Origin of the sequence: Streptomyces sp. NPDC059832 (genome assembly GCF_042731715.1) — a bacterium.
Taxonomy (GTDB): domain Bacteria; phylum Actinomycetota; class Actinomycetes; order Streptomycetales; family Streptomycetaceae; genus Streptomyces.
Map to the genome: position 1 here is coordinate 325,019 of NZ_JBHWIY010000007.1, position 25,539 is coordinate 350,557.

Consider the following 25,539-nt stretch of genomic DNA (forward strand, 5'->3'; position numbering starts at 1 on the left):
TATCGGGGCCTTCGGCCCGGCCCCGGTTCCCCAGGGCCGTGGTACGGTGCCTTTGGTACTTGTGTCGGCCTCACTTCGAGGCGCCGGTGCCGAGTCACCTCTCCGAAGCTGCCGTGCCCGTCCTTTTCCGACCGGCGATCCAGCTTTCGCACATCACATCATCCAGTTCGGACCGGGTTCTTCTCCGTCCGGGCTTTCCCGCCCGTCGTGCGGGGCGTGATCTCTTCCGCCCGCGCCGTCCGGCCCCTTCATTCGCCATGTCCGCGAAAGGACCGCCCACCATGACCAGCACACTCGAACACCCGCTGCTCCGACAGGAGTTGCCCACCGACGCCACGACAGCGACCAGGACCGCCGGCGTCCTCGACCTCACACACCAGGGGAACGGCGCGCTGCGCCTCCAGGACGGCCGCCCCTCCCCCGGCGACGTGGTGGTCCCGGCCGCCCTGATCCGCCGCCACGGCCTGCGCCGGGGCGATGCCGTCGAGGGACTGTGCGACCGCCCCCGTACTCTCTCCGCCGTGGAGCGGGTCAACGGCCGCTCCCCGCAGGCGCTTCGCGGCAGGCCGCACTTCCGCGACCTCACCCCGCTCCACCCCAGGCACCGGCTGCGGCTGGAGACGCCGTCCGGCGGCGCCGCGATGCGTATCGTCGACCTGATCGCACCGATCGGCAAGGGGCAGCGCGGGCTCGTCGTCGCGCCGCCCAGGACCGGAAAGACGGTGCTGCTCCAGCAGGTCGCCGCCGCCGTCGCCGCCAACCACCCCGAGTGCCACCTGATGGTGGTGCTGGTCGACGAACGCCCCGAGGAGGTCACCGACATGCGCCGGTCCGTACGGGGCGAGGTCCTCGCCTCGACGTTCGACCGGCCCGCGAAGGAGCACATCGCACTCGCCGAACTCGCGGTCGAACGTGCCAAGCGACTGGTCGAGCAGGGCCAGGACGTCGTCATCCTGCTCGACTCCCTCACCCGTCTGTGCCGCGCCCACAACAACGCCTCCGCCGCGGGCGGACGCACTCTCAGCGGCGGCGTCGACGCGGCCGCCCTGCTCGGCCCCAAGCAGCTCTTCGGCGCCGCCCGACTCGCCGAGGAGGGTGGCTCCCTCACCATCCTGGCCACGGCGCTGGTGGAGACCGGCTCCCGCGCCGACGACTACTTCTTCGAAGAGCTGAAGAGCACCGGCAACATGGAGCTCCGGCTCGACCGCCAACTCGCGGACAGGCGCATCCACCCGGCCGTGAACATCCCGGCGTCCGGCACGCGGCGCGAGGAACTCCTCGTACCTGAGGGCGAGTTGCGGGTGGTACGGGGACTTCGGCGCGCGCTGCACGCCAGGGACTCGCAGACCGCGCTGGAGACGCTGCTGGACCGGATCCGCCGCACCCCGGACAACGCGGCCTTCCTCCGTGCCGTCCATCGCACCGTCCCGGACGCCTGAGCCTGTCCGCGCGGCGCCGGCCCGGCGCAATAGCATGGCCGGGCCACGCATGATCCGCGCTCACGAGCACAGGGAGAGCAGCCACATGGAGTTCCGCCGACTCGGCCGCAGCGGTCTGACCATCAGTGAGATCGCCTACGGAAACTGGCTCACCCACGGCTCCCAGGTGGAGGAGGACGCGGCGGTCGCCTGCATCCGCGCCGCCCTGGACGCCGGAATCACCACTTTCGACACCGCGGACGTCTACGCCGAGACCCGGGCCGAGGCCGTCCTGGGCCGGGCCCTCAGGAACGAACGCCGTGAGGGTCTGGAGGTGTTCACCAAGGTCTACTTCCCGACCGGTCCCGGACACAACGACCGGGGGCTCGGCCGCAAGCACATCATGGAGTCCATCGACAATTCGCTGCGCCGCCTGCAGACGGATTACGTGGACCTGTACCAGGCCCACCGCTACGACCACTCGACACCGCTGGAAGAGACCATGGAGGCGTTCGCCGACGTCGTCCGCTCCGGCAAGGCCCTCTATATCGGCGTTTCGGAGTGGACGGCCGACCAGCTGCGCGCCGCCCATGGACTGGCCCGCGAGCTGCGGGTGCCGCTGATCTCCAACCAGCCCCAGTACTCGGCCCTGTGGCGGGTCATCGAAAGCGATGTGGTGCCCGCCTCCGAGGAGCTGGGCATCGGCCAGATCGTCTGGTCCCCGATCGCCCAGGGCGCGCTCACGGGCAAGTACAAGCCCGGTGCGCCGCTCCCGGCCGGTTCGCGGGCGACGGACGACAAGGGCGGCGCGAACATGGTCGCCGGCTGGCTGCGTGACGACGTGCTGGAGCGCGTCCAGCGCTTGCGGCCGCTCGCCGACGGCGCCGGTCTCAGTCTGGCCCAGCTCGCGGTCGCGTGGGTGCTGCAGAACTCGAACGTCTCCGCCGCGATCATCGGCGCCTCCCGGCCCGAGCAGGTGACGGAGAACGTCCGGGCGGCCGGTGTGACACTCGACGCGGAGCTGCTGAAGGGGATCGACGACATCCTGGACCCGGTGGTCGAGCGGGATCCCGCGCTGACGGCCGGGCACGCGGGCAACAGCTGATCCGACCGGCCCCGGCCCCGGCACGAGCGGGGGCCGGGGCGGTGCGCGATCAGGTGCCGGTGTGCAGCGCGGCGGTGTACTCGCGGACCTGCGCCGGTGTGAGGTAGGAGTCGGGGTACTCGAAGTCGCGCAGTTTCGCCGGCTGACGGGACAGGAAGCCGGTGCGTACGAAGTCGTCGCCCGCGACCGCGTTGAGCACCCAGTTGGTCATGACCCGCGCCTTGGCGACATTGGTGCGCAGCGCCGACCAGTGGTACCCGCGTGCGACGGCCTGTGCGGGGATTCCGTGCATCTCGACGCCGAGCGGCTTGGAGACCGCGTCCTTGCCGCCGAGGTCCACGACGAGACCGAGGTCCTTGTGGACGTACGGCTTCAGCGGCTGGTGCCGCAGTGTCGCGATGAGATTGTCGGCGAGCCTGCGGCCCTGGCGCATGGCGTGCTGTGCGGTGGGCGGGCAGACTGCTCCGTCGCCCTTGCTCAGGTCCGGCACGGCCGCGCAGTCGCCGAGGGCGAAGACGCCGTCGAAGCCCGGCAGCCTCATCTCGGGGGTGACGGCCAGCCGTCCGCGTACCGTCTCCGCGTCGAGCGTGTTGACCAGCGGGCTCGCGGTGACGCCCGCTGTCCAGATCAGGGTTCGGCAGGGCAGCACCCGGCCGTCGGTGAAGGTCACCTTCTCCGGAGCGGCCTCCGCGATCGAGACGCCGAGCGACACGTCGATGCCACGGGCGCGCAGCACCTCCAGGGCGCTGCGGCCCAGCTTGTCCCCCAGTTCGGGCATCAGCTTCGGGGCGATGTCGATGAGATGCCACTTGATCAGCTTCGGGTCGAGCCTCGGGTAGTGCCTCACCGCGTTGCTGGTGAGGCGCTGCAGACAGGCTGCCGTCTCGGTGCCCGCGTATCCACCGCCGACCACCACGAACTGCAGGCGCGAGGCCCGTTCGTTCTCGTCGTGGCTGGCGTCCGCGAGGTCGAGCTGGGCGATCACGTGGTCCCGTACGTAGGCGGCCTCGGCCAGTGTCTTCATGCCCCGTGCGTTGTCCAGCAGGCCGGGGATGTCGAAGGTACGGGTGATGCTCCCGGCACTGAGCACGATGTAGTCGTAGGGCTCGTAGACGATCTCGTCGGTGATCTTGCGGATGACGCAGATCTTCGCCTTGGGGTCCACACCGATGGCCCCGCCCGGAATGATCCGGGTGCGGTGCTTGCGGCTGCGGCGCAGCGAGACGGCGACCGACTGCGGAGTGAGCACGCCCGCCGCCACCTGCGGCAGCAGAGGGAGGTAGAGCTGGTACGAGAACGGGGCGACGAGCGCGATCTCCGCCTCGCCGGGGATGAGCCCGCGCTCCAGACGGCGTACGCATTCCACTCCGGCGAATCCGGCTCCGACAACGAGGATCCTGCGTCGTGCCACAGTGTTCGTCCCTTCTCGGGCCTGTACCGGTCATCCGTTCGCCTGCCCCGTCGCACGCGCCCGTCGTCCCATCTTCACGAGCCTCGGGCGAGTTCGCCTGCTGGGGGCGGCGGAAGGACGACGCCACCCGGTCAGCGGGTCAGCAGGGTCAGTGCGGTACAGGTGCCGCCGATCACGCCGACCAGCACGACTCCGGTGGCCACGCAGCGCGCCCTGAGCACGCGGTAGCGCGCCTCGTACTCGCCGTGCAGCGCGGTGGCGCGGGCGGAGATGCGGCCGAGCGTCGCCCGTGATGCGGCGAGACGGTCGGCGGTGTAGACCCGTTCGACGTCCTCGCGCTGTGCCGCGGTGAGCCAGGGCAGCTCGTCGGTGAAGCGGACCGCCATGCGGCGGGCCTCCTCGATCTCGGCGCTCCACAGCAGGTAGCCCTGCAGCTGTGCCAGGCCGCGGGCGCTGTCCTTGTCGGGGTCCATTCGCTCCTCCTCTCCCCGGGCCGTCGTGGTCACGCCCGCTCGTCCCCCGGGGCCCGGGGGAGCTCCGTCTCCGGGCGGTTGAGGGCTTCGTCGAGCGCCCGGACCGTGGGGTGGTGCAGGTCGAAGGCCGGGGATTCGGAACGGATCCGCGGCAGGGTGTGGAAGTTGTGCCGCGGCGGCGGGCAGGAGGTCGCCCACTCCAGCGAGCGGCCGTAGCCCCACGGGTCGTCGACCCCGACGTTCTTGCCGTACTTGGCGGTCTTCCACACGTTGTAGAGGAACGGCAGCATCGACAGGCCGAGCAGGAACGAGGAGATCGTCGAGATCGTGTTCAGCGCGGTGAAGCCGTCGACGGCGAGGTAGTCGGCGTAGCGGCGCGGCATTCCCTCGGCACCGAGCCAGTGCTGCACCAGGAACGTGCCGTGGAAGCCCACGAAGAGCGTCCAGAACGTGATCTTGCCGAGCCGCTCGTCCAGCATCTTGCCGGTGAACTTCGGCCACCAGAAGTGGAATCCGGAGAACATCGCGAAGACCACGGTGCCGAAGACGACGTAGTGGAAGTGCGCGACGACGAAGTACGAGTCCGAGACGTGGAAGTCCATCGGGGGCGACGCGAGGATGACACCGGTCAGGCCGCCGAAGAGGAAGGTCACCAGGAAGCCGATCGACCAGAGCATCGGTGTCTCGAAGGACAGCGACCCCTTCCACATCGTGCCGATCCAGTTGAAGAACTTCACACCGGTCGGTACCGCGATGAGGAAGGTCATGAACGAGAAGAACGGCAGCAGCACACCGCCCGTGACATACATGTGGTGCGCCCACACGGTCGCGGAGAGGCCCGCGATGGCGATCGTCGCGCTGATCAGGCCGATGTAGCCGAAGATCGGTTTCCGGCTGAAGACCGGGATGACCTCGCTGACGATGCCGAAGAACGGCAGGGCGATGATGTACACCTCCGGGTGGCCGAAGAACCAGAAGAGGTGCTGCCAGAGCAGTGCGCCTCCGTTGGCCGGGTCGAAGACGTGCGCGCCGAACTTGCGGTCCGCCTCCAGCACCAGGAGGGCCGCCGCGAGGACCGGGAAGGCCAGCAGGACCAGCACGGCGGTCAGCAGGACGTTCCAGACGAAGATCGGCATGCGGAACATCGTCATGCCGGGAGCGCGCATGCAGATGATCGTGGTGATGAAGTTGACCGAACCGAGGATCGTGCCGAAGCCGGAGAAGGCCAGACCCATGATCCACATGTCGCTGCCGATGCCCGGTGAGCGGACCGCGTCGGTCAGCGGGGAGTAGGCGAACCAGCCGAAGTCCGCCGCGCCGCTCGGGGTGAGGAAGCCCCCGACCACGATGATCGAGCCGAAGAGGTACAGCCAGTACGCGAACATGTTCAGCCGCGGGAACGCCACGTCGGGCGCGCCGATCTGCAGCGGCATGATCCAGTTGGTGAATCCGGCGAACAGCGGCGTCGCGAACATCAGCAGCATGATCGTGCCGTGGATCGTGAACGCCTGGTTGAACTGCTCGGGCGAGACGATCTGGATCCCCGGACGCGCCAGCTCGGCGCGCATGATCAGGGCCAGCACACCGCCGACGAGGAAGAAGGCGAACGAGGTGACGAGGTAGAGCGTGCCGATCGTCTTGTGGTCGGTGGTGGTCAGCCACTTGATGACGACGTTTCCCGGTTCCTTGGCACGGACCGGAAGCTCGTTCGCGTACGCCTCCTCTTCGTCGGCTGCCCCTGTTGTGCCCGTCGTCGTCACTGGGACGCTCCTTCGATTGTCGTTCGCGGGTGGACCGAGCACCCGGCAGGGGCGCCGTTTCCACCGGGACGGCCGACCGACCGGTCCCGCGCGCGTCACGCCAGATTCCAGGTGCAGCAAATCAGCCGCGGGGCCGCTATGCGTGGCCCGCCGCCCGCCGCCGCGTGACATTCACCCGTCAGGGCGTCCATGGGCAGGGGCGTGTCGATTGCGGGTGCGGGCCGGTGCCGTGGCGGTCCACGGCAGCGCGACGGACACCGTGACGGTCGTGCGCGCGGAACGCGGAACGCGGGCCTTCCGTCCGGTCAACCGGCGGCGGACGCAGGTCGTTTCATGCCGTCGGTCCACCGTGGGCCGAGGAGCTGACGGCCGAACTCCTATACGGTCCGGTGCCGTTGGCGATCGATCCGGTGAACGCCCGGACCGGGGACCGGCGACGGGCTCCCCCGGCGGTGCTCAGGCCAGTCCGCCGGTCGCGCGGATGTTCTGCCCCGTGATCCATCGGCCGTCGTGGCCGACGAGGAAGGCGACCGCATCGGCCACGTCCGCGGGTTCCCCCAGTCGGCGCAGCGGGGTCATGCCGGTGACTGCCTCCAGTGCCTGCGGCTGGTTGGTGCCGCGCAGCAGTTCGGTGTCGGTGGCGCCGGGCGAGACGGTGTTGACCGTGATCCCGCGGGCCCCGAGTTCATGGGCGGCGACGACGGTGAGCTGCTCGACCGCGCCCTTGCTCGCCACATAGGCGCAGATGCCGGGGCCCGGCCGCACGGTGTTGGCCGTGGAGATGTTCACGATGCGGCCGCCGTCGCGCATCCGCAGCGCCGCGTGGCGGATCGTCGTGAAGACCGCTCTCGTGTTGACCGCCATCACCTTGTCGAAGACCGCCGGATCGGTGTCCGTGATCAGGGACGGGGTGGGGCAGAGGGCGGCGTTGTTCACCAGGATGTCCAGCCCGTCGAGCTCTTCCTCGGCAACCGACATCAGACGCTCCGGGCCGTCCGGGTCCGCCAGATCCAGTCGGACGGCCCGCACCCTGCCGCCGTTGCCCCGCACCGTACGGACGACCTCGGCCGCGGCGTCGTCGCTGGTCGCGTAGTTGAAGACCACGTGTGCCCCGTCGCGGCACAGGCGCTCGACGATCGCGCGACCGATGCCCCGTGATCCACCGGTGACCACGGCGTTCCTGCCTGTCAGCACAGCCCCTCCTCCTCCACAGCACGGTCGGTCCGGGCGTCCGAACCTATCGCCGGAACGGTTCCCTGTGGCTCCGGCTGCACGGAAAGTCTCCGAGTCGGCGGCCTGGCCGCGGTGCCGGTCCGGGACATGGGACCGCCCCGGCCGGGCAGGGTGCCGACCGGGGCGGGAGGGATGGGGGCGACCGGACGCGCCCCTTCTCCGCAGGCGTTTCGTCAGACCGTCTCAGGCGTCTCGTCAGCCGATGGCGGCGATGGCCTGGACGAACGTCTCCGACGGACGCATGACGGCCGAGGCCTTGGCCGGGTCGGGCTGGTAGTAGCCACCGATGTCGGCCGGCGAGCCCTGCACCGCGATCAGCTCGTCGACGATGGTCTGCTCCTGCTCGCCCAGCGTCTTCGCGAGCGCGGCGAACGCCTGCGCGAGCTGTGCGTCGCCGGTCTGCTGCGCCAGCTCCTGGGCCCAGTAGAGCGCCAGGTAGAAGTGGCTGCCGCGGTTGTCGATCCCACCCAGCTTGCGGCTCGGCGACTTGTCCTCGTTGAGGAAAGTGCCGGTCGCGCGGTCGAGGGTGTCGGCGAGGATCTGGGCGCGCGCGTTGCCCGTGGTGGCCGCCAGGTGCTCGAAGCTGGCCGCGAGCGCGAAGAACTCGCCCAGGCTGTCCCAGCGCAGGTAGTTCTCCTTGACGAGCTGCTGGACGTGCTTGGGCGCGGAGCCGCCGGCGCCCGTCTCGAACAGACCGCCGCCGTTCATGAGCGGGACGACGGAGAGCATCTTCGCGCTCGTGCCCAGCTCCAGGATCGGGAACAGGTCGGTCAGGTAGTCACGCAGCACGTTGCCGGTGACCGAGATGGTGTCCTCGCCGCGGCGGATGCGCTCCAGCGAGAACGCGGTGGCCTTCACCGGCGACATGATCTCGATCTGCAGACCGTCGGTGTCGTGGTCGGCCAAGTACGTCTTGACCTTGGCGATCAGCTGCGCGTCGTGGGCGCGGTCCTCGTCGAGCCAGAACACGGCCGGGACGCCGGTGGCGCGGGCGCGGGTGACGGCGAGCTTGACCCAGTCCTGGATCGGCAGGTCCTTGGCCTGGCACATGCGGAAGATGTCGCCGGCGCCCACGGCCTGCTCCAGCACGACGTCGCCGCTGCCGTCGAGGACCCGCACCGTACCGGTGGCCGGGATCTCGAAGGTCTTGTCGTGGCTGCCGTACTCCTCGGCCTTCTGGGCCATCAGACCGACGTTCGGCACCGAGCCCATGGTCGACGGGTCGAAGGCGCCGTTGGCGCGGCAGTCGTCGATGACGACCTGGTAGACACCCGCGTAGCTGCTGTCCGGCAGCACCGCGAGGGTGTCGGCCTCCTCGCCGTCCGGGCCCCACATGTGACCGGAGGTGCGGATCATGGCCGGCATGGAGGCGTCGACGATGACATCGCTCGGGACGTGCAGGTTGGTGATGCCCTTGTCCGAGTCGACCATGGCCAGCGCCGGGCCCTCGGCCAGCTCGGCCTCGAAGGACGCCTTGATCTCGGCGCCCACGTGCGGCACCGAGTCCAGGCCCTTGAGGATGGCGCCGAGGCCGTCGTTCGGGGACAGACCGGCCGCGACGAGCGCCTCGCCGTACTTGGCGAAGGTGTTCGGGAAGAAGGCGCGGACCACGTGGCCGAAGATGATCGGGTCGGAGACCTTCATCATGGTGGCCTTGAGGTGGACGGAGAACAGCACGCCCTCGGCCTTGGCGCGGGCGACCTGCGCGGTGAAGAACTCGCGCAGCGCCGCGACGCGCATGACCGCCACGTCGACGACCTCGCCCGCGAGCACCGGCACCGACTCGCGCAGCACGGTGGTGCTGCCGTCGTCACCGGCGAGCTCGATGCGCAGCGAACCGGCCTCGGCGATGACCGTGGACTTCTCGGTGGAGCGGAAGTCGTCGACGCCCATGGTGGCGACGTTCGTCTTCGAGTCGGCGGACCACTTGCCCATGCGGTGCGGGTGCGCCTTGGCGTAGTTCTTGACCGAGGCGGGGGCACGGCGGTCGGAGTTGCCCTCGCGCAGCACGGGGTTCACCGCGCTGCCCTTGACCTTGTCGTAGCGCGCGCGGACGTCCTTGTCCTCGTCGGTCTGCGGGTCGTCCGGGTAGTCCGGGAGCGCGTAGCCCTGCGCCTGGAGCTCGGCGATGGCCGCCTTCAGCTGCGGGATCGAGGCCGAGATGTTCGGCAGCTTGATGATGTTGGCCTCGGGCCGCTTGGCCAGCTCACCGAGCTCGGCGAGCGCGTCGTCGATGCGCTGGCCCTCCTCCAGACGCTCGGGGAAGCCGGCGATGATGCGTCCGGCCAGCGAGATGTCACGGCTCTCGACATTGACCCCGGCCGTCGAGGCGTACGCCTGGACAACCGGCAAGAACGAATACGTCGCCAGGGCCGGGGCCTCGTCGGTGTGTGTATAGATGATGGTCGAGTCAGTCACCCTGTGCTCCGCTCCACGTCTGCAACATTGCTTGACATCAAGATATCTCGTGATCGCCCCGGCCTCGACAGGGCCCTGCTCTCATCGACGGCGAAGCGTGTCACCCCGGTCGCGCGGCGCACGCCCGCCCCGGATCGTGACCGCACCCGACGCCACCCCCGGCAGGAAGCTCGGCGGGCAACAGACAAGTGTCATACGGTGGTTGCCCCAATGCCCGCCAGAAGGAGTGCGCACATGCCGGTCTCGCTGGGTCTCGGTCTTCCGCAGATGAAGCAGTACGACATCGGCCGCGATGTGGCCGCCGTGGCACGCGCGGCGGAGGAGGTCGGCTACGAGAGCCTGTGGGTCTTCGAGCGGATCATCTTTCCCGAGCCCGCCACGCAGGGGCTGTACGGCGTTCCGGGGCTGCCCTGGCCCGAGCAGTACCGCAGTGTCGCCGACCCCCTGATCACTCTCGCGCTGGCCGCCGGGGCCACGAGCCGGGCCAGGCTCGGCACCAGCGTCCTGGTCGCTCCGCTGCACGTACCGTTCCAGCTGGCCCGTGCGCTCGCCTCGCTCGATGTCGCGAGCGGCGGCCGGGTGATCGCGGGCATCGGCACGGGCTGGTCCCTGGACGAGTACGCGGCCGCCTCGGTCGCCCCCTTCGAGAAGCGCGGTGCGGTCCTGGACGAGCTGCTGGACGTGTGCGCGGCGGTCTGGGGCCCGGATCCGGTCTCGTACGAGGGCGAGCTGACCACCATCGCCCCGTCCGAGGTCGGCCCGAAGCCGGTGCGCCCCATCCCGGTCTATCTGCCGGCGAACAGCCCCCGGGCCACCCGCCGGCTGGTCGACCGGGCGGACGGCTGGATGCCCGTGGCCATGGGCGCCGCCCAGCTGACCGAGCAGTGGGAGCGGGTCCAGGACCTGGCGGCCGAGCGCGGCCGGGAGCGTCCGGTCGGCGTCTGCGCCCGCGCCAACGCCAGGTACAGCGCCGAACCGGTCCGTGGTGCGGACCGCGCCCCCTTCCACGGCGATGTGGCCCAGATCGTCGAGGACCTGGTGGCCCACGCCGCGACGGGTGTTCCGGAGATCCTGCTGGATCTCCAGGGCACGACACGCGACGCCTCGGAGCTGATCGACGTGGCGGCCGAGGTGTACGGGGCGGCGCGGGCGGCGGGCGTCTGACAGCACGGCGACGGAACGGGCACGGGGCGACGGGCCGCGCGGAGCGGCGGCGGAGGCCCTACGTCATCCGCGACGGGCCGCGGGCCGGGTCGGGCGTACCGCCAGGCATACCGCGGGCGCACATGGTGCACTATGACTGATGCACGGCATGGCTTGGGCGCTCTCCACGGGGGCTGCGGTCACGCTGTCCTGGTGGGGCGTCCATACGGTGCTGTCGGGGACCGCGTACGACCCGCCCCGCGCCCTGCCGATCGCGGACGCGGCACGCGCCGCGGACGAAGCAGCGAAGCCGCAGCCCTACTCCACGTACCGCCCCGAGAAGTCCCCCGAGCCGAGCAAGTCCGCGCCCGGCGGCAACGGGGGCGGCAAGGACGACACGGTCCGCAGGCCGTCGGCCGGCGCCCCGCGGAGCTCCGCGCCGACTCCCCTGCCGAGCCCGAGCGGCAAGCCGTCGGGCGGGGCCGTGAACGTGAAGCGCTACACCGTCGACGGGGGCCGCGTCGTCTTCGGCATCAAGCGGTCCTCGGCGGACCTGGTCTCGGCGACCCCCGAATCGGGCTGGCAGATGCAGGTGTGGAAGACCCCGCAGTGGATCCGGGTGACCTTCACCCGGGACGACCGCGAGATCTCGGTCTTCTGCACCTGGTACCAGCACGCGCCGCTCGTCGAGATCGATGAACGGTAGAGCCTCCCCCGGTCCCGGCGCTGCCCGGCCGCACATCCGTTCAGCCTCCTCCGGCACAACGTGATGCCCCATCAGTAGAGTCGACAGCGACCAGGCGAATCCAGCCCGGCCCGTGTGCACCCTGCTCGGTGCCGGGCCTTCCCACCTCGCTAGGAGATACCGTTGAGGATGCTGATCAACGTCCCCGAAACCGTTGTCGCGGACGCACTGCGCGGTATGGCCGCCGCCCACCCCGAACTGACCGTGGATGTCGAGAACCGTGTCGTCGTACGACGCGACGCCCCCGTGGCCGGGAAGGTGGCGCTGGTCTCCGGCGGCGGTTCCGGGCACGAGCCGTTGCATGCGGGGTTCGTCGGGCCCGGGATGCTGTCCGCGGCCTGTCCCGGAGAGGTGTTCACCTCGCCCGTGCCGGATCAGATGGTGCGGGCCGCCGCCGCGGTCGACAGCGGGGCAGGGGTGCTGTTCGTCGTCAAGAACTACACGGGTGACGTGCTGAACTTCGAGATGGCCGCGGAGCTCGCCGAGGACGAGGGCGTGCAGGTCACCCAGGTACTGGTCAATGACGACGTGGCGGTGACCGACAGTCTCTTCACCGCGGGACGCCGGGGTACGGGCGCCACTCTGTTCGTCGAGAAGATCGCCGGGGCGGCGGCCGACGAGGGTGCGCCGCTGGAGCGGGTGGCGGCCGTCGCCCGGCAGGTGAACGAGTCGTCGCGGAGTTTCGGGGTGGCGCTCGGCGCCGTCACCACGCCGGCCAAGGGCTCGCCCACGTTCGATCTGCCGCCGGGTGAGCTGGAGCTCGGCATCGGCATCCACGGCGAGCCGGGGCGGGAGCGGCGGCCGATGATGACCTCGCGGGAGATCGCGGACTTCGCGGTGGACGCGGTGCTGGACGACCTGCGGCCGACCGGACCGGTGATCGTGCTGGTCAACGGGATGGGCGCGACGCCACTGCTGGAGCTGTACGGGTTCAATGCCGAGGTCCAGCGGGTGCTGTCCGAGCGGGGCGTCGTGGCAGCTCGTACGCTCGTGGGGAACTATGTGACCTCGCTCGACATGGCGGGCTGTTCGGTGACGCTCTGCCAGGTGGACGAGGAGCTGCTGCGGCTCTGGGACGCGCCGGTGGAGACGCCTGCGCTGCGCTGGGGCCGATGATCCGCCGGTACCGCACCCCGCCCTGCTGGAGCGACAAGGAGATCATGTGCTCGACGCCGACTTCTTCCACCGTTGGATGGCCGCGGCCGCGGCTCTGGTGAGCCGTGAGGCGGACCGCCTCACCGACCTCGATTCCGCGATCGGGGACGCCGATCACGGCAGCAATATGCAGCGCGGCTTCGCCGCGGTGACCTCGGTCCTGGACAAGGAGCCGCCGCAGACCCCGGGGGCCGTACTGATGCTGGCCGGCAGGCAGTTGATCTCGACGGTCGGCGGTGCTTCGGGCCCGTTGTACGGGACGCTGCTGCGACGTACGGGAAAGGCCCTGGGCGACGCCCCCGCCGTGACACCGCAGCAGTTGGCGGAGGCGCTCGGGGTGGGCGTCGCGGCCGTGGCGCAGCTCGGTGGGGCGCAGGCCGGGGACAAGACGATGCTCGATGCGCTGCTGCCGGCCGCCGAGGCGCTCGGCACGTCGTTCGCGGCGGCCCGGGACGCGGCCGAGGCGGGGGCGCTGGCGACGGTGCCGATGCAGGCCCGCAAGGGCAGGGCGAGCTACCTGGGTGAGCGCAGCATCGGTCATCAGGATCCCGGGGCGACGTCCTCGGCCCTGCTGATCACCGCACTGGCCGATACCGGGGCGGCGGACGGGAGCGACGCATGAGTGACGGGAAGCAGGTCGGGATCGTGCTGGTCTCGCACAGCGGCCCGGTGGCCGAGTCGGTCGCCGAGCTGGCCAAGGGCCTTGCCGCGGGTGGCGCCACGGCTCCGGTGGCCGCTGCCGGGGGCACCCCGGCGGGTGGTCTCGGGACGAGTGCGGAGCTGATCGCCGAGGCCGCCAGGTCGGTGGACTGCGGCGCGGGCGTCGCGCTGCTGGTCGATCTGGGAAGTGCGGTGCTCACGGTCAAGTCGATGCTGGCCGAGGGCGACGAGCTGCCGGACGGCTCCCGCCTGGTGGACGCGCCGTTCGTGGAGGGCGCCGTGGCGGCCGTGGTCACGGCGTCGGCGGGCGGCGACATCGCGGCGGTGGCGGCTGCGGCGTCGGAGGCGTACGAGTACCGCAAGCTCTAGGGTCTGCGGGGCCGCCCCGCACCGTGTCGTGGTGCGGGGCGGCCTCCTGTCAGGCGGGGGCGGGGCGGGCCGGCCTTCGGTCCTCAGGCCGCCGGCGCGGACCCGGCTGCCGCGATCCTGATCTGCGCCTTCTGTGTCGTGCCGTTGACCGTCACGGCGAGCGTGATCGTCCCCGGCCGCAGCGCGGTGAGGGTGCCGGTCGACGGGTCGAGTACCGCCGTGTGGCGGTGACGGGTGCCGCTCCGGTCGCCGATGTGGACGTTCGGGGAGCCGGTCCAGTCCGCGGCCAGCGGGAAGCCGACCGGGACGCTCCGGGTCCCCTGGGTGACGGTCGCGCTGACCTTCGTACGGCTTCCGGTGCCGAGCACCGCGGGCGCGTCGATCCTCAGCGCGTCCACGTGCGCGCGGGTCTGTACGGAGACCCAGTCCGGCCCGCCCTGCCACGGCCGTTGCCGCGCGGCGGCCTGTGCTCCGTGGCTGACGCGGTCGGCGCCGACCAGCGACCAGCCGGTGAAACCGCCGTCGTCCGCGGGTCCGGCCGGTGCCTTGCCGGAGTTCCCGTTGATGAGGTAGGGCACGCCGTCGACGTGCGAGGCGTGGAAGACCCCCACGTGGCTGCCGATGAAGGCCGCGCCCTTGCCCGTCGTACGGCGGAAGTCGGCGAGCCACTGTTCGACCAGGGCCGCCTCCTTGCGGTCCCCGAGCTGGCTGCCCTTCTGCACGGTCGGATCGCGCGGCGGCACGTGCTCGATCACCATGAACGAATCGACGTCACGGTCCTTCGCCGCCGCGTCCAGCTGGGCACGGAGCTGCTCGATCTGGGCGAAGCCCCCGCCGCGCAGGCTGAGGCTGGATGTGTCGAGCGTGACGAAGCGGGTGCCCTTGTGGTCGAACGTCCGCTGGGCGGGCCCGAATTCGGTGACGAAGTTGTCGATCCTGCCGCCCATCACCTCGTGGTTGCCCGGCACGTAGTACCAGGGCAGCGAGTCGCCGAGTTCCTCGGTGAGGATGCGGCGGGCGAGGGCGAGGTCCGCCGGCGATCCCTCGTCGACGAGGTCCCCGTTGACGACCAGGAAGTCCGGGGCCGCCGCCTTGATCTCGCGCAGGGTGCGCCGCGCCTGGGCGACGATCGCGCTGTCCGGGTCACGGGCGACGAACTGGGCGTCGGACATCACCGCGAACTGCCAGTCCCTGCGCCCGGTCACGGCCGCCGGGTCGATCAGGGGGTCGGCGGGAGCGGCTTGTTCGGGCAGGTCGACGGTGGGTGGCACCTGGGCGGTGAGGTCGTCGATCACGATCTCGCCCGTGTACTGCTTGTTCGCCCCGGTCTCCGCGAGGTAGAAGCGGGAGACGGAGAGCGGCATGGCGGCTCCCGGCGGCACGGCGAAGGTGACCTGTCGCCAGCCGTTCCAGGTGACGTACGGTCCGCGCAGCAGTTGGTCGGAGCCCGCCGCGTCCTTGAGGTGCAGGGTCGGCCAGGCGCCCCGGCCGTCGCCCTTGATCCACAGCTTGAACGACTGGGGCTGGCCGGGCACGGTGACCGGCTGGGGCGGGGCGGCGTAGGCGGCACGGGTCGCGGTGGACAGGGTGAAGTCGTAGCCGAGCTTCAGTCCGGTGCCGGTGTGGCCTTCGGGTGTGGCCTCCAGTGATCCGTCCGCGCGGGCCTGGCTGAACTTCCAGGACCCGGCGTCGTCGAAGGAGGAGACGGCCTGTTCGGTGAGGCCGACGCTGACGGCGAGGACGGTGGTGGTGCCCGCGACGGTCGCCTTGATCTGTCCGGCGCCGGAGCCGGTGCGCGAGGCGACGGTGAAGGAGCCCTGTCCGTCGTCATGGATGTCGAAGAGGGCGCGGTCGTACTCAAGCGCGATGTCGCGCGGCTCGACGGGGGCGCTGGTGCCGCGGGCGTCGAGCCCGACGATGCCGAAGGTGCCGGTGGCCCCGGCGTCGGCGAGACCCACCCGCTGGGTGGTGGGCTGGATCCGGGCCAGCTCGTCGAGGACGGTCAGGGAGGTGCTGCCGTGCGCCGGCCCGCGCTCGGCCCGTACGTCGGTGGTGCCGCTGCGGCGTGCGGTGAAGAGCCCGTTGCCGTCGACCGTGCCGACGGAGCCGCGTGCGGTGTGCCAGCGCGGGGTCCCCTGCGCGGGGCCGTACGTCTCGTCGTACCCGGTCGCGGTGAGGCGCCGGGTGAGGCCGGGGAAGACCCGGTCGGGGTGGCCGCCCTTGACGGGGTCGACGCCCGGGGCGGAGCCGGCGGGGGTCCGGGGCTGGACCCAGTAGCCCTTCAGTCGTCCGCTGCCGTCGGGGGCGGTGAGGGCGAGGCCGTTGGGGACGGTGCGTTCGCTGCCGTCGGAGGGGCTGTTCTCCACCTGGAGCGCATCGCTGCCGGGTGCGCGGGCGACGAGGGTCGACGATCCGCCGCCGTCCAGGTTGAGTGCGCTGTACGAGCCGGCGCGCCGCATCATCAGGGCGAGTTCGGTGAGGGTGACGCCGCCGCTGTCGGCCTGCCGCCCGTCGACGGTGAGGATCTGCATGGTCCGGCCGTCCTTGGAGAAGCCGACGGCGGTACGGGGCGCGGCGGTGTTGTTGCCCTCGCCGTCGTGGTTCTGCGCGACTCCGTCGACGACGAGGAGTTCCCGGCCGCCGACGGCGGTGCGCGGCACGGCCCCGCCGTCGGTGCGTGCCCGGTAGGTCAGGGACACCGGGTCGCCGGGCTCCAGGGCGTCGAGTGCGCCGGCTCCGGCTTCGCGGCCGACCAGGACGGTGGTGCCGTCGGGGACGGCCCCCGATCCGGGTGCGTGCGAGACGGAGACGACCTTGCCCTCCCGTACGACCGCTTCGGCGACCGGGGTCGCGTTGTCAACGGTCAGGGCACGGTCGGCGGTTCCCCAGGCCGAGGTGTACGCGCCGACTCCGCCGGCCGGCACATTGGCGGCGTTGTACGCGGCGAGCGGCCGCTGCCCGGCGGGCAGGGTGAGTGTCCCCTCGAAGTACAGGTTCAGGATGCGGCCCGCGCTGTCGGGACCGATGCCGACGGCCCGGTTGATCCCGGGGGCGGGCGACTGGACGGTGACCCCGTCCCTGATGCCGATCCCCTCGGGTGCGCCGGTCTGGTTGATGTCGAAGAAATCGGCGTTGATCGCGGCGACGGTGCGACGGCCGCGGCCCGCGTCGTGTCCGGCGGCCAGTTCGGAGACGGTGTGCCGCTCGGAGACCTTGCCGGAGGAGAGGTAGTCGGCGCGTACGCCGCTGCCGGTGAGGTCGACGGAGAGGTTGTCGACCCGCAGCCACTTGTCGGACTCGAGCCGGTCGTACGAACTGAGGCGGACCCCCGGGGCGACCGGGCGGGACGTACGCGCGGTCTCGATGCCGTCGCCGTCCGCGACCGATCGGAGCGCCCCCGCCGCGTTGCTCGCGGGTGGCGGAGCGACCGGTCTGAGGATCTCGGCGGGGGTGCGGGGACGTGGGTCGGGGTTCGAACCGGCGAGTGCGGGAGAGATCGCGCCGATGGTCATGGCGGACACCGTCACGAGCAGCACGAGCGGGCGCGCGACCGTCCCGTGTCCTCGCGCCGCCCTCCCGCGCGGTCCGGTTGTCCTGCCGACTATGCCAAGGCCCACAAGTCCTCCTGGAATCCCGATGGTTGCGCGGCCCGTTCCGGGCAAAGGCGCTGTCGGCGGACAGCATGGCCGCGCGCGCAACCGCGCACCAGGGGGCATCGGGAACCTCGCGGCGAACAGGACGCGTCGGCTCGATGACGGCAGTGATCACCGGGAAAGGGGTGTCGTCCACGGCGGTGTGGCCCGGCCGGGACGCAGACTGGACGGCATGCCGACCCAGAAGCGCGTCAGGCGCAGTGCGGGCCTTCTCCTGTTCCGGCGGCCGAACGGGGCCGTGGACGAAGCGACCATGGACGATACGGCCGTGGACGTCACGGCCGTGGACGACGACGCCGGGTTCGAGGTGCTCATCGGGCACATGGGCGGCCCGTTCTGGGCGGGCCGCGAGAGCGCGGCCTGGTCGATCCCCAAGGGGGAGTACGGCCCCGAGGAGGCACCCGAGGCCGCCGCCCGCCGGGAGTTCGCGGAGGAGTTCGGACATCCGGCGCCGGACGGTGAGTGGGTGGCGCTGGGTGAGGCACGTCAGTCCGGCGGCAAGACGGTGACGGTGTGGGCGCTGGAGGCGGATCTCGATGCCGCGACGGCGGTCCCCGGGACGTTCACCATGGAGTGGCCGAGGGGGTCGGGTGTGCTGCGGGAGTTCCCGGAGGTCGACCGGTTCGCCTGGTGCACGCCCCGGGACGCGGCAGAGCGGCTCGTCACGGGACAGCGGGTCTTCCTCGACCGGCTGCGGGAGCATCTGGCGGACGGGCGGGGGACGCCCGATCAGGGCGGCTGCTGACCGGACCGTTCCACGACCGGACGGACGGGGGCGGACGGGTCAGTGGTGCGCGCTCTCGCCCTGCGCCGCCTCGATGCTGCTGTGCAGGTCGCTCGTCGCGTCGAGCGCGGCGGCCCCGGAGACGACCAGGCAGGCCAGCAGCGCCGCCGCCGCGGCACGGCCGACGCGGGGCCGTGCCGTATTGCGGCCGAGCAGCGCGGCGACGCGGCGCGGTACGGGCCCGGCCGCGGCGGCCAGCGCCACCCGTGGGCGGGGCTGCGGAGCGCCTTCGGCGGCGCGGGCGGCGAGGGCGGCCCGGCCGATGGCGCGGGCGGCGATCCGTCGGTCGCCGACGGCGGAGGCAGCCGCCTCGTCGGCGCAGCGCTCCAGGGCGTAGCCCATGGGGGCACGCAGGGAACGCAGCGCGGGGTGGCAGAGCGCGGCGGCTTCGGCTGCGGCGATGAAGAGATGGTGTCGGCCCACGAGATGGGCGCGTTCGTGTGCCAGCAGGGCATCGCGTTCGGCGGGGTCGAGTGCGCGCAGCATTCCCGTGGTGACGACGATCCGGCCGGGAGTCCCGGGGCGGCCCGGCAGGGCGTAGGCGTCGGGGCGGCTGTCGCGCAGGACGGCCAGCTCACCGGCGGCGCGCCCGTCGAACCGTCCGGCCCGGCACAACTCGGCCCAGTGGCGGCGGGCGGCGCGGGCGACGGCGGCGGCGCAGCCCACGAGGAGAGCCAGTGCGGCGACGGCCAGGGACACGGTGACGGCCGGGGCGGAGTCGGAGAGCGGTCTGACGAGTTCACCCACGGCGGAGACCGCGGAGAACCGGGTCGCGCCGGGCACCACGAGCAGGACCAGGGCGAGGACGCTGCACAGGGCGAGGCCGATCCCCGTCGCGGCGAGCAGCCGTACGGCACGCACCGGCGACAGCGCGTCCGCCAGACGGCGGGCCGCGGGCACCGCCAGGAACGGCATCAGCAGCGGAACCCACACGGCGTAGATCATGGGGCTTCTCCGTCGAGCAGGTCCCGGAGCAGCTGCTCGTCCTCGTCGGTGAGCTGTGAGACGAACCGGGCCAGGACGGTGCTGCGGTCCTCCTGCTTCCGCAGCTCGCTGTGCATCCGGCGGGCGGTCAGGCCGGGCGCGTCCTCGGTGGGGGTGTAGGCGAATCCACGACCGGCCCTGGTCCGGGCGACCGTGCCCTTCTCGTACAGGCGCGACAGGATCGTCGCGACGGTGGTGCGGGCGAGTTCCGCACCGATCGCACCCTGGACCTGACCGGGGGTGAGCGGGGCTCCGGCTGCCCACAGCGCCGCCAGGATCGTGGACTCCAGCTCGCCGGCGGGTCGGCGTTCCGATGCGGCGGGAGGCTGTGACGGATGCTGCGGGGCGACTTCCGGCGCCGGTCCGGAAGCCGGTTCGCCGTGCGGGCGGGGGCGGGGTTCTCCGCTCGATATCCCCTTCACCTGGGACATGGGAACTCTCCTCCCCCTTCGGGCGTCTACAGTGATGTAGACCGTCTACATCACTGTAGTCAGTCCGGGCGTTCCGTCGGTCCGCCCGCTCACCATTATGGGAGACCCTCCACCGTGTCCGTATTCTCACTGGCGTCCGCGCCACAGGCGGTGAACCTGCTGGACGCGGGGTCACTGCTCGGAGCGTTCGGTGCGCTCGGCATCGCCGTCGTGCTCTTCGCCGAGACGGGACTGCTCGTCGGCTTCTTCCTGCCCGGCGATTCCCTGCTGTTCACGGCGGGCCTTCTCTGCGTGTCCGGCGCCCACGGTCCGGTGCAGCTGTCGTTGCCGCAGGTCCTGATCGCCGCCGTGGCCGGTGCGCTGCTGGGCGCCCAGGTGGGCTACTGGATCGGCCGACGGGGCGGCCGGGCCCTGCTCGCCCGCAGCCGCGCCAAACGGCTGCACGAGGGCGCCGCCCGCGCCGAGGAGCTCCTCGGCAGATACGGCCACGCGCGGGCGATCGTGCTGGCCCGCTTCGTACCCGTCGTGCGCACGGTGCTCAACCCGCTGGCCGGGGCGCTCAACGTCCCGGCCCGGCTGTTCACCCTGTGGCAGGCCGTCGGCGGGGTGGTCTGGACCGTCGGGCTGGTCCTGGCGGGCTACGCACTGGGGTCCTCGGTGCCGAACGTCGACCGCTATCTGCTGCCGATCGTCGCCCTCGTGGTCGTGGTCTCCCTCGTCCCGCTCGCCGCCGAACTGCTCCGCTCCCGGGGCCGGCGCACCACCGAAGGGGAGAACAGCTGATGCCACTCGCCTCCACCGCCACCTCGATCGACGGTGGCCTGTACACCTGGATCACCGAGCTGGCCCAGCGCTCCCCCACCGCCCTGGATTCCGTCATCCGTATCTGGTCGGACTACGGGCTCGCCCTGTTCGCCCTGTTGATGCTCGCTTCCTGGTGGCGCTCCCGCTCCACCGATCCCGCTCGCACCGCGATGGCGCTCTGCACCCCGCTCGTCGTGGTGGCCGCGTATCTCGCCAACGACCTGGTGAAATCGGTCTTCCACGAGCAGCGGCCGTGCCAGACCCTCCATGTCGTGACGGTGGAGGCGTGCCCGGCACTCGGCGACTGGTCCTTCCCCAGCAACCACGCCGCCATCGCGGCGGCCGCGGCGACGGCGATCTGGCTGACCGACCGCCGGCTCGGCGCCATCGCGGTGCCCGCCGCCGTGCTGATGGCCGCGTCCCGGGTGTGGATCGGTGTGCACTACCCGCACGATGTGCTGATCGGGCTGGTGACCGGCACGCTCGTCGCCTGGCTGCTGACGCTCGCGGCACGGCGCTGCGCCCCGGCGGTGCTCCGGCTGCGCGACACCCCGCTGCGCCCCCTGGTCGCGACGCGGTGACCCGAGGGCTCGGGCGGCCGGGCCCATGACCGGGCCCGCCGCTCGCGGCCTCGCCGCGAGGCCGCGAGCGGCGCACGAGGGACGATGCCCTACCGGGTGGCGCTGCCGGGCAGGCGGATGACGGCCCGGCCGCCGTCGAGGTCGACGGTGGAGCGGTGGGGCGGCGCGCCGTCCTCCTCGTCGTCTCGCATCAGCAGGGCGCTCTGGCGCTCCTTGAGCTCGCTCTGCTTGCCGGGCGAGAAGCTCGCGTGCAGCTGCTCGAACCCCGTCGCCGACACCTGCCCCTGCCGCGCGCTGTTGCGCCAGGGCAGCAGACCGGCCCGCCCCGCGCGCAGCATCAGCTGATCGAGAAAGGCGACCACGGTCAGCCCGATCACCAGTCCGGGCAATGTCATCAGCGCGACGAATTCCATCCGCCCAGTCTCTCCTCGGGCGGCACGGTGCGCATCGGTCGCGGGTATGACGATGCGGGCCGTCGCACCGTGCGACGGCCCGCGGGGCCGTGAGAAGGAGCACCCGGCCGGTCAGCCGTTGGGAGCCGATCGGGCGTCGAGGATCCGGTCAGCCGTTGGGAAGGATGACCGCGCGGCCGTTGATCTTGCCGTGGTGCAGCCGCTCGTACGCCAGCGGCGCCTCGTCCAGGGCGTACGTCTCCACATGGACCTCGACCGCTCCGGCACGGGCCAGGTCGAGCACCTCGGCGAGCTCGGAGCGCGATCCCCAGTACGGGGAGGTCACCGTCGTGTTGTAAGGCAGGGAGCCGAAGCCCACCGGCAGGGCACCCCCGCCGAGACCGACGATCGTGACGTCGGAGTCGACGGCGGCCGCGGCCCCGGCGGTGGCGACGGTGGGCGGCGCTCCGACGAAGTCGAGGACGACCTGCGCGCCGATCCCGCCGGTGAGTTCCCGGACCTTCGCCGCGGCGTCCTTGTCGGACAGGACGGTCTCGTGGGCGCCGACGGCGCGGGCGAGGGCTAGCTTGTCCTCGGCGACATCGAGGGCGATGACCCGGACGGCCGTCATGGCGCGCAGCAGCTGGATCGCGACATGGCCCAGACCGCCGGTGCCGATGACCACGGCGGTGGCGCCCGGTACCAGCTTGGGCAGCGACCGCTTGATCGCGTGGTACGGGGTCAGGCCCGCGTCGGTGAGCGGCACGGCCTGGACCGGGTCGAGGCCGCCCAGCGGCACCAGGTGGCGCGGGTCGTCGACGATCATGTACTCGGCCATGGCGCCGGGCGAGCCGAGTCCGGGCGGCGTGATGCCGAGCTCCTTGGCGCGCAGGCAGTAGTTCTCCTTGCCCTCGGCGCACTTGACGCACGTGCCGCAGCCCCAGGGGCCGTAGACCGCGACGGAATCGCCGACCGAGAGCCCGCTCACTCCGTCGCCGAGGGCGGCGACGGTGCCCACGCCCTCATGGCCGAGGGTGAGCGGCAGCGGGAACGGGATCTGCTCCGCGGGCCGGCTCATCACGGCGATGTCGGAGTGGCAGACACCCGCGGCGGTGACCTTCAGCATCACCTGGCCGGGGCCGGGCTCCGGGTCGGGCACGGTGACGACCTCGGGTGCTGCGCCCACGGTGCGGTACTGAACGGCCTTCATGGAATTCTCCTCACGTTCTTTGTTCCATTGCTCGCCCCCGTTCCCCCGTTCGCCGCTCAGGAGGCGGAGTAGCCGCCGTCCACCAGGTGGTAGCTGCCGTGGATGAAGGAGGCGCGGTCGGAGAGCAGGAAGGCGGTGAGTTCGGCGACTTCCTCCGCCTTGCCGAGGCGGCCGGCCGGGTGCAGCGAGATCAGGTGTTCGCGGGCCACGCTGTCGGTGTTGCGCAGCAGCGGCGTGTCGATGAAGCCGGGGCCGACGGCGTTGACCCGGACGTTCCGGGCCGCGTACTCGAGGGCCGCCGTCTTGGTGAGGCCGACGACGCCGTGCTTGGCGGCCACGTAGGCGGGTGATCCGGCGAAGCCGTTGGTGCCGAGGATCGACGACATGTTGACGACGGCGCCGCCGCCCGCCTCGACGATGGCCGGAAGCTCGTAGCGCATCGAGTAGAAGACACCGCTGAGGTTGGTGGCGACGACCCGGTTCCAGTCCTCGATCCCGTACTCGCCGGTGGGGCTGCTGGGGCCGCCGATTCCCGCGTTGTTGACGGCGAGGTGCAGGGCGCCGAAGGTGTCGACGGCGAAGCGCACACCCGCTTCGACGGAGGCGGGGTCGGTCACGTCCATGGCCACGGCGGCGGCCTTGGCGCCGGCGCTCTCCAGTTCGGCGACCGCCTTGCGGGCACTGGCCTCGTCGTAGTCGGCGACGACGACGGACGCACCGCCCGCGGCCAGTCGGTGGGCGAGGGCCAGTCCGATGCCGGAGGCTCCGCCGGTGATGAGGGCGGTCCTGCCCGCGAACTCCTGGTCGGCGGAGGTGGGGGTGGTGCTCATGAGTCTGTGCTTCCTTCCGTGGTGCTGTGCGGCGCCTGCCCGGCGGGAGGCTGCGCGAGCAGTTCCCCGGCGAGGGCGTCGAAGGCCTGCCCGATGAGTCGGGGCAGGTCGTCCGGTTGCCCGGCGCGCGCCCAGGCGGCCTGGGCCGCGAGGAGTGCCCCGGCGCCCGCGGCGACCGTGACGGCGGGGCGGATGTCCCGTCGCGGGTCGACCCCGAGCCGGTCCGCGACGATGGCGACCGAGTCCTCCTGGGCGTCCACCCGGATGTGGTGGAAGGCCGCGTAGAGAGTCGGCTCCTGTTCGGCGAGGACCAGCAGGTCGAAGATCCGCTCGCGCCGGTGCCAGGCCTGCGTGCCGGGGTCTTCGAGCCAGTCGTGGACGGCCCTGCGGTAGGCGGTGAGCGGGGGCTCGTCGGCGGGGCGGGCCCGAAGGGCGTCGTTGATCCGGTCGCCGTCGCCCCGGAGCGAGTCCAGGACCGCGGCTTCCTTGCTCGTGAAGTACCGGCTGAAGGTGCGCCGGTCGACGTCCGCGCGTTCCGCGATCTCCTCGACCGTCACATTCTTCAGGCCCCGGTCGAGTACGAGCTCGAACGCGGCCTGCGCCAGTGTGTCCCGGGTCCTGCGGGCCTTGCGGCTCCGCCGCTCCGGGGTCTTCCGTTCCGGATTCATAAGTGCACCGTACACCTAAAAATGTCCCGACGCGACATGAGTCTCGTCGGGACATTCCATCGGCGCGAGAGGTGCCTTCCGTGCCTCGCTACCGGCCGCTGAACACCGCGGCCGCCCGGCGGGCGCCGTGGTCGGCGGCCCTGGGCCGGTCGACGCTGCCGGCCGCTGTCCGGTGCAGGGCGAGCGCGGCGATGTCGTCGCGCCGCACGCCTCCGGAGAAGGCCGCGAGGTCCGCGTCGAGCGCCTCCAGCACCTCGTACGGCGCCCGTTCCGCCCAGCGGCCCAGCCGGGCATCCAGCGGATAGAAGGCGCCGGACGCGTCGCGCGCCTCGGTGACCCCGTCCGTGCAGAGCAGCAGCGTGGCACCCGGCGGGAAGTCCAGCCACTCGGCGGCCCTCGCCTCGCGGCTGAGTTCCGCGATGCCCAGCGGGACGGAGGTGCGGCGCAGCGGAACGGCACCGGCCACGCCGTCGTGCAGCAGCCGGGGCGGCAGATGACCGCAGTTGACGGCCTGGACCCGGTCGCTCCCGTCGAAGCCGAGCACCAGCGCGGTGACGAAGCGTTCGGTCTCCCCGGTCTGGGCGGAGAACACGTTGTGCCGGGCGACCGCGTCCTCCAGGGCATCGACCACACCCGTCAGGGCGGGCTCGCGAATGGCGGCTTCCCGGAACGCTCCGAGCACGGCGAAGCCCGCCCCGATCGCGGCGAGGCCCTTGCCCTGGACATCCCCGATGATCACTCGGGTTCCGTAGGGCGACTGGACGACCTCGTAGATGTCGCCGCCGACGAGGCGGTCCTCCTCGATCGGCGTATAGATGCCGTGGGCGAGGACCTGGTCGGTCAGGATGGGCAACGGGCGCAGGATCTGGCGCTGGAGCGCGACGGCGGCGGAGCGCAGCCGGGCGATCTGCGTGGCGTGGCGGATCCGCAGCGCGCAGGCGCCGATGCCCAGGCAGCAGGCCAGCACGGTGACGATCACGCCGGTGGTGACGTCCCAGAACGTGCCGCCGGACACCAGGTGCGAGCCGACGACGACGATCATGATCAGGGTGGAGACGCCCACGGTCTGCCGGATCGTTCCGAAGACCGACACGAGTGCGGGCACGACCACCAGCAGCGGTACGAGGCGCAGGTCCTCACCGGTCCGGATGTCCAGCAGGACGACCAGGGCCGTCAGCAGGGCCAGACAGCCGAACAGCGCGGGGTTCCCGACCCGTGGCGCGTGGACGGCCGCCTCCCCCGCGTCCGCCCCCGGGAGCGTCTCTCCACGTGTGGCAAGCAGGCGCTGAAGCCCGATCGTCACGGCCGGCTC

General features: G+C 71.7%; 23 protein-coding genes. 10 read left to right on the forward strand and 13 right to left on the reverse strand.

The features are described from left to right. The first annotated feature begins 281 nt into the window (after window positions 1-281). Together rho and ACFV8T_RS15730 are read left to right on the forward strand one after the other, a co-directional pair. On the forward strand, window positions 282-1,439 hold the full coding sequence (gene rho / locus ACFV8T_RS15725; protein ID WP_385327810.1) for a transcription termination factor Rho: 1,158 nt from the start codon (window positions 282-284) through the stop codon (window positions 1,437-1,439). Between the two features lie 85 nt (window positions 1,440-1,524). Then, a complete protein-coding gene (locus ACFV8T_RS15730) occupies window positions 1,525-2,523 on the forward strand; it encodes an aldo/keto reductase family protein (RefSeq protein ID WP_385327811.1) in 999 nt (332 codons plus the stop codon). A gap of 49 nt (window positions 2,524-2,572) precedes the next feature. Here the strand turns inward: ACFV8T_RS15730 and ACFV8T_RS15735 are convergent, their stop codons facing one another. The 5 genes from ACFV8T_RS15735 to ACFV8T_RS15755 form a co-directional block, all read right to left on the reverse strand. Next, the gene (locus tag ACFV8T_RS15735; RefSeq protein ID WP_385327813.1) at window positions 2,573-3,934 is read right to left on the reverse strand and encodes an NAD(P)/FAD-dependent oxidoreductase; all 1,362 of its coding nucleotides are present in this window, start codon (window positions 3,932-3,934) and stop codon (window positions 2,573-2,575) included. Window positions 3,935-4,065: 131 nt separating this feature from the next. Beyond that, a complete protein-coding gene (locus ACFV8T_RS15740) occupies window positions 4,066-4,407 on the reverse strand; it encodes a hypothetical protein (protein ID WP_385327815.1) in 342 nt (113 codons plus the stop codon). A 29-nt stretch (window positions 4,408-4,436) separates the two neighbouring features. Then, window positions 4,437-6,167, reverse strand: coding sequence for a cytochrome c oxidase subunit I (gene ctaD, locus ACFV8T_RS15745; protein ID WP_385327817.1), 1,731 nt, complete (start codon window positions 6,165-6,167; stop codon window positions 4,437-4,439). Between the two features lie 456 nt (window positions 6,168-6,623). Next, the gene (locus tag ACFV8T_RS15750; protein WP_385327819.1) at window positions 6,624-7,361 is read right to left on the reverse strand and encodes an SDR family oxidoreductase; all 738 of its coding nucleotides are present in this window, start codon (window positions 7,359-7,361) and stop codon (window positions 6,624-6,626) included. A 234-nt stretch (window positions 7,362-7,595) separates the two neighbouring features. Then, complete coding sequence (locus ACFV8T_RS15755) at window positions 7,596-9,818, reverse strand: NADP-dependent isocitrate dehydrogenase (protein WP_385327821.1); 2,223 nt, start codon at window positions 9,816-9,818, stop codon at window positions 7,596-7,598. Between the two features lie 234 nt (window positions 9,819-10,052). Here ACFV8T_RS15755 and ACFV8T_RS15760 point away from each other — a divergent pair, with 234 nt between their 5' ends. The 5 genes from ACFV8T_RS15760 (at window position 10,053) to ACFV8T_RS15780 (ending at window position 13,890) form a co-directional block, all read left to right on the forward strand. After that, a complete protein-coding gene (locus ACFV8T_RS15760; RefSeq protein ID WP_385327822.1) occupies window positions 10,053-10,982 on the forward strand; it encodes an LLM class F420-dependent oxidoreductase in 930 nt (309 codons plus the stop codon). A 148-nt stretch (window positions 10,983-11,130) separates the two neighbouring features. Further along, window positions 11,131-11,667, forward strand: coding sequence for a hypothetical protein (locus ACFV8T_RS15765; RefSeq protein ID WP_385327899.1), 537 nt, complete (start codon window positions 11,131-11,133; stop codon window positions 11,665-11,667). Window positions 11,668-11,829: 162 nt separating this feature from the next. Next, entirely contained in the window at window positions 11,830-12,822 is a 993-nt protein-coding gene (gene dhaK / locus ACFV8T_RS15770; protein ID WP_385327824.1) for a dihydroxyacetone kinase subunit DhaK, read from the forward strand. 46 nt (window positions 12,823-12,868) lie between these two features. Next, window positions 12,869-13,483, forward strand: a complete 615-nt coding sequence (gene dhaL / locus ACFV8T_RS15775; protein ID WP_385327825.1) for a dihydroxyacetone kinase subunit DhaL — start codon at window positions 12,869-12,871, stop codon at window positions 13,481-13,483. Next, the gene (locus ACFV8T_RS15780; protein ID WP_385327827.1) at window positions 13,480-13,890 is read left to right on the forward strand and encodes a PTS-dependent dihydroxyacetone kinase phosphotransferase subunit DhaM; all 411 of its coding nucleotides are present in this window, start codon (window positions 13,480-13,482) and stop codon (window positions 13,888-13,890) included. The genes dhaL and ACFV8T_RS15780 overlap by 4 nt, the downstream gene beginning before the upstream one ends. An 83-nt stretch (window positions 13,891-13,973) precedes the next feature. On the opposite strand, the gene ACFV8T_RS15785 is transcribed toward ACFV8T_RS15780, so the two are convergent. After that, window positions 13,974-17,402, reverse strand: coding sequence for a phosphodiester glycosidase family protein (locus ACFV8T_RS15785; RefSeq protein ID WP_385327829.1), 3,429 nt, complete (start codon window positions 17,400-17,402; stop codon window positions 13,974-13,976). A gap of 313 nt (window positions 17,403-17,715) precedes the next feature. Between ACFV8T_RS15785 and ACFV8T_RS15790 the strand changes: the two genes are divergently transcribed. Then, window positions 17,716-18,288: an NUDIX domain-containing protein gene (locus tag ACFV8T_RS15790; protein WP_385327831.1), complete on the forward strand. Its 573-nt coding sequence runs from the start codon at window positions 17,716-17,718 to the stop codon at window positions 18,286-18,288. A 39-nt stretch (window positions 18,289-18,327) separates the two neighbouring features. Here ACFV8T_RS15790 and ACFV8T_RS15795 read toward each other — a convergent pair whose 3' ends face one another. Beyond that, window positions 18,328-19,272: a M48 family metalloprotease gene (locus ACFV8T_RS15795; protein WP_385327832.1), complete on the reverse strand. Its 945-nt coding sequence runs from the start codon at window positions 19,270-19,272 to the stop codon at window positions 18,328-18,330. Continuing rightward, a complete protein-coding gene (locus ACFV8T_RS15800) occupies window positions 19,269-19,601 on the reverse strand; it encodes a BlaI/MecI/CopY family transcriptional regulator (RefSeq protein ID WP_385327900.1) in 333 nt (110 codons plus the stop codon). Before ACFV8T_RS15800 ends, ACFV8T_RS15795 begins: the two co-directional genes overlap by 4 nt. Before the next feature lie 255 nt (window positions 19,602-19,856). Here ACFV8T_RS15800 and ACFV8T_RS15805 point away from each other — a divergent pair, with 255 nt between their 5' ends. Together ACFV8T_RS15805 and ACFV8T_RS15810 are read left to right on the forward strand one after the other, a co-directional pair. Further along, the gene (locus ACFV8T_RS15805; protein WP_385327834.1) at window positions 19,857-20,525 is read left to right on the forward strand and encodes a DedA family protein; all 669 of its coding nucleotides are present in this window, start codon (window positions 19,857-19,859) and stop codon (window positions 20,523-20,525) included. Next, a complete protein-coding gene (locus tag ACFV8T_RS15810; protein WP_385327836.1) occupies window positions 20,525-21,127 on the forward strand; it encodes a phosphatase PAP2 family protein in 603 nt (200 codons plus the stop codon). Before ACFV8T_RS15805 ends, ACFV8T_RS15810 begins: the two co-directional genes overlap by 1 nt. A gap of 89 nt (window positions 21,128-21,216) precedes the next feature. Here ACFV8T_RS15810 and ACFV8T_RS15815 read toward each other — a convergent pair whose 3' ends face one another. The 5 genes from ACFV8T_RS15815 to ACFV8T_RS15835 all read right to left on the reverse strand — a co-directional run bounded on the left by ACFV8T_RS15815 (window position 21,217) and on the right by ACFV8T_RS15835 (window position 25,530). Next, a complete protein-coding gene (locus tag ACFV8T_RS15815) occupies window positions 21,217-21,540 on the reverse strand; it encodes a DUF6191 domain-containing protein (RefSeq protein WP_385327837.1) in 324 nt (107 codons plus the stop codon). 148 nt (window positions 21,541-21,688) lie between these two features. Then, on the reverse strand, window positions 21,689-22,729 hold the full coding sequence (locus ACFV8T_RS15820; protein WP_385327838.1) for an NAD(P)-dependent alcohol dehydrogenase: 1,041 nt from the start codon (window positions 22,727-22,729) through the stop codon (window positions 21,689-21,691). A gap of 56 nt (window positions 22,730-22,785) precedes the next feature. After that, window positions 22,786-23,559 (reverse strand): SDR family NAD(P)-dependent oxidoreductase, encoded by a 774-nt coding sequence (locus tag ACFV8T_RS15825; RefSeq protein ID WP_385327840.1) that lies wholly within the window; start codon window positions 23,557-23,559, stop codon window positions 22,786-22,788. Next, window positions 23,556-24,227 carry a TetR family transcriptional regulator gene (locus ACFV8T_RS15830; protein WP_385327842.1) on the reverse strand — a complete coding sequence of 224 codons (672 nt, stop codon included), beginning with the start codon at window positions 24,225-24,227 and terminating at the stop codon, window positions 23,556-23,558. The genes ACFV8T_RS15825 and ACFV8T_RS15830 overlap by 4 nt, the downstream gene beginning before the upstream one ends. 88 nt (window positions 24,228-24,315) lie before the next feature. After that, window positions 24,316-25,530, reverse strand: coding sequence for a PP2C family protein-serine/threonine phosphatase (locus ACFV8T_RS15835; protein WP_385327844.1), 1,215 nt, complete (start codon window positions 25,528-25,530; stop codon window positions 24,316-24,318). Window positions 25,531-25,539 lie beyond the last annotated feature (9 nt).

What these genes read in the sequence shown, in the direction of transcription:
- ACFV8T_RS15765 (WP_385327899.1), top strand. Translation starts at nt 11,131, where the DNA reads ATGGCTTGGGCGCTCTCCACGGGGGCTGCGGTCACGCTGTCCTGGTGG.
- ACFV8T_RS15830 (WP_385327842.1), bottom strand. Translation starts at nt 24,227, where the DNA reads ATGAATCCGGAACGGAAGACCCCGGAGCGGCGGAGCCGCAAGGCCCGC.
- ACFV8T_RS15780 (WP_385327827.1), top strand. Translation starts at nt 13,480, where the DNA reads ATGAGTGACGGGAAGCAGGTCGGGATCGTGCTGGTCTCGCACAGCGGC.
- ACFV8T_RS15730 (WP_385327811.1), top strand. Translation starts at nt 1,525, where the DNA reads ATGGAGTTCCGCCGACTCGGCCGCAGCGGTCTGACCATCAGTGAGATC.
- ACFV8T_RS15795 (WP_385327832.1), bottom strand. Translation starts at nt 19,272, where the DNA reads ATGATCTACGCCGTGTGGGTTCCGCTGCTGATGCCGTTCCTGGCGGTG.
- rho (WP_385327810.1), top strand. Translation starts at nt 282, where the DNA reads ATGACCAGCACACTCGAACACCCGCTGCTCCGACAGGAGTTGCCCACC.
- ACFV8T_RS15790 (WP_385327831.1), top strand. Translation starts at nt 17,716, where the DNA reads ATGCCGACCCAGAAGCGCGTCAGGCGCAGTGCGGGCCTTCTCCTGTTC.
- ACFV8T_RS15740 (WP_385327815.1), bottom strand. Translation starts at nt 4,407, where the DNA reads ATGGACCCCGACAAGGACAGCGCCCGCGGCCTGGCACAGCTGCAGGGC.
- ACFV8T_RS15760 (WP_385327822.1), top strand. Translation starts at nt 10,053, where the DNA reads ATGCCGGTCTCGCTGGGTCTCGGTCTTCCGCAGATGAAGCAGTACGAC.
- ACFV8T_RS15820 (WP_385327838.1), bottom strand. Translation starts at nt 22,729, where the DNA reads ATGAAGGCCGTTCAGTACCGCACCGTGGGCGCAGCACCCGAGGTCGTC.
- ACFV8T_RS15785 (WP_385327829.1), bottom strand. Translation starts at nt 17,402, where the DNA reads ATGACCATCGGCGCGATCTCTCCCGCACTCGCCGGTTCGAACCCCGAC.
- ACFV8T_RS15815 (WP_385327837.1), bottom strand. Translation starts at nt 21,540, where the DNA reads ATGGAATTCGTCGCGCTGATGACATTGCCCGGACTGGTGATCGGGCTG.
- ACFV8T_RS15810 (WP_385327836.1), top strand. Translation starts at nt 20,525, where the DNA reads ATGCCACTCGCCTCCACCGCCACCTCGATCGACGGTGGCCTGTACACC.
- ACFV8T_RS15825 (WP_385327840.1), bottom strand. Translation starts at nt 23,559, where the DNA reads ATGAGCACCACCCCCACCTCCGCCGACCAGGAGTTCGCGGGCAGGACC.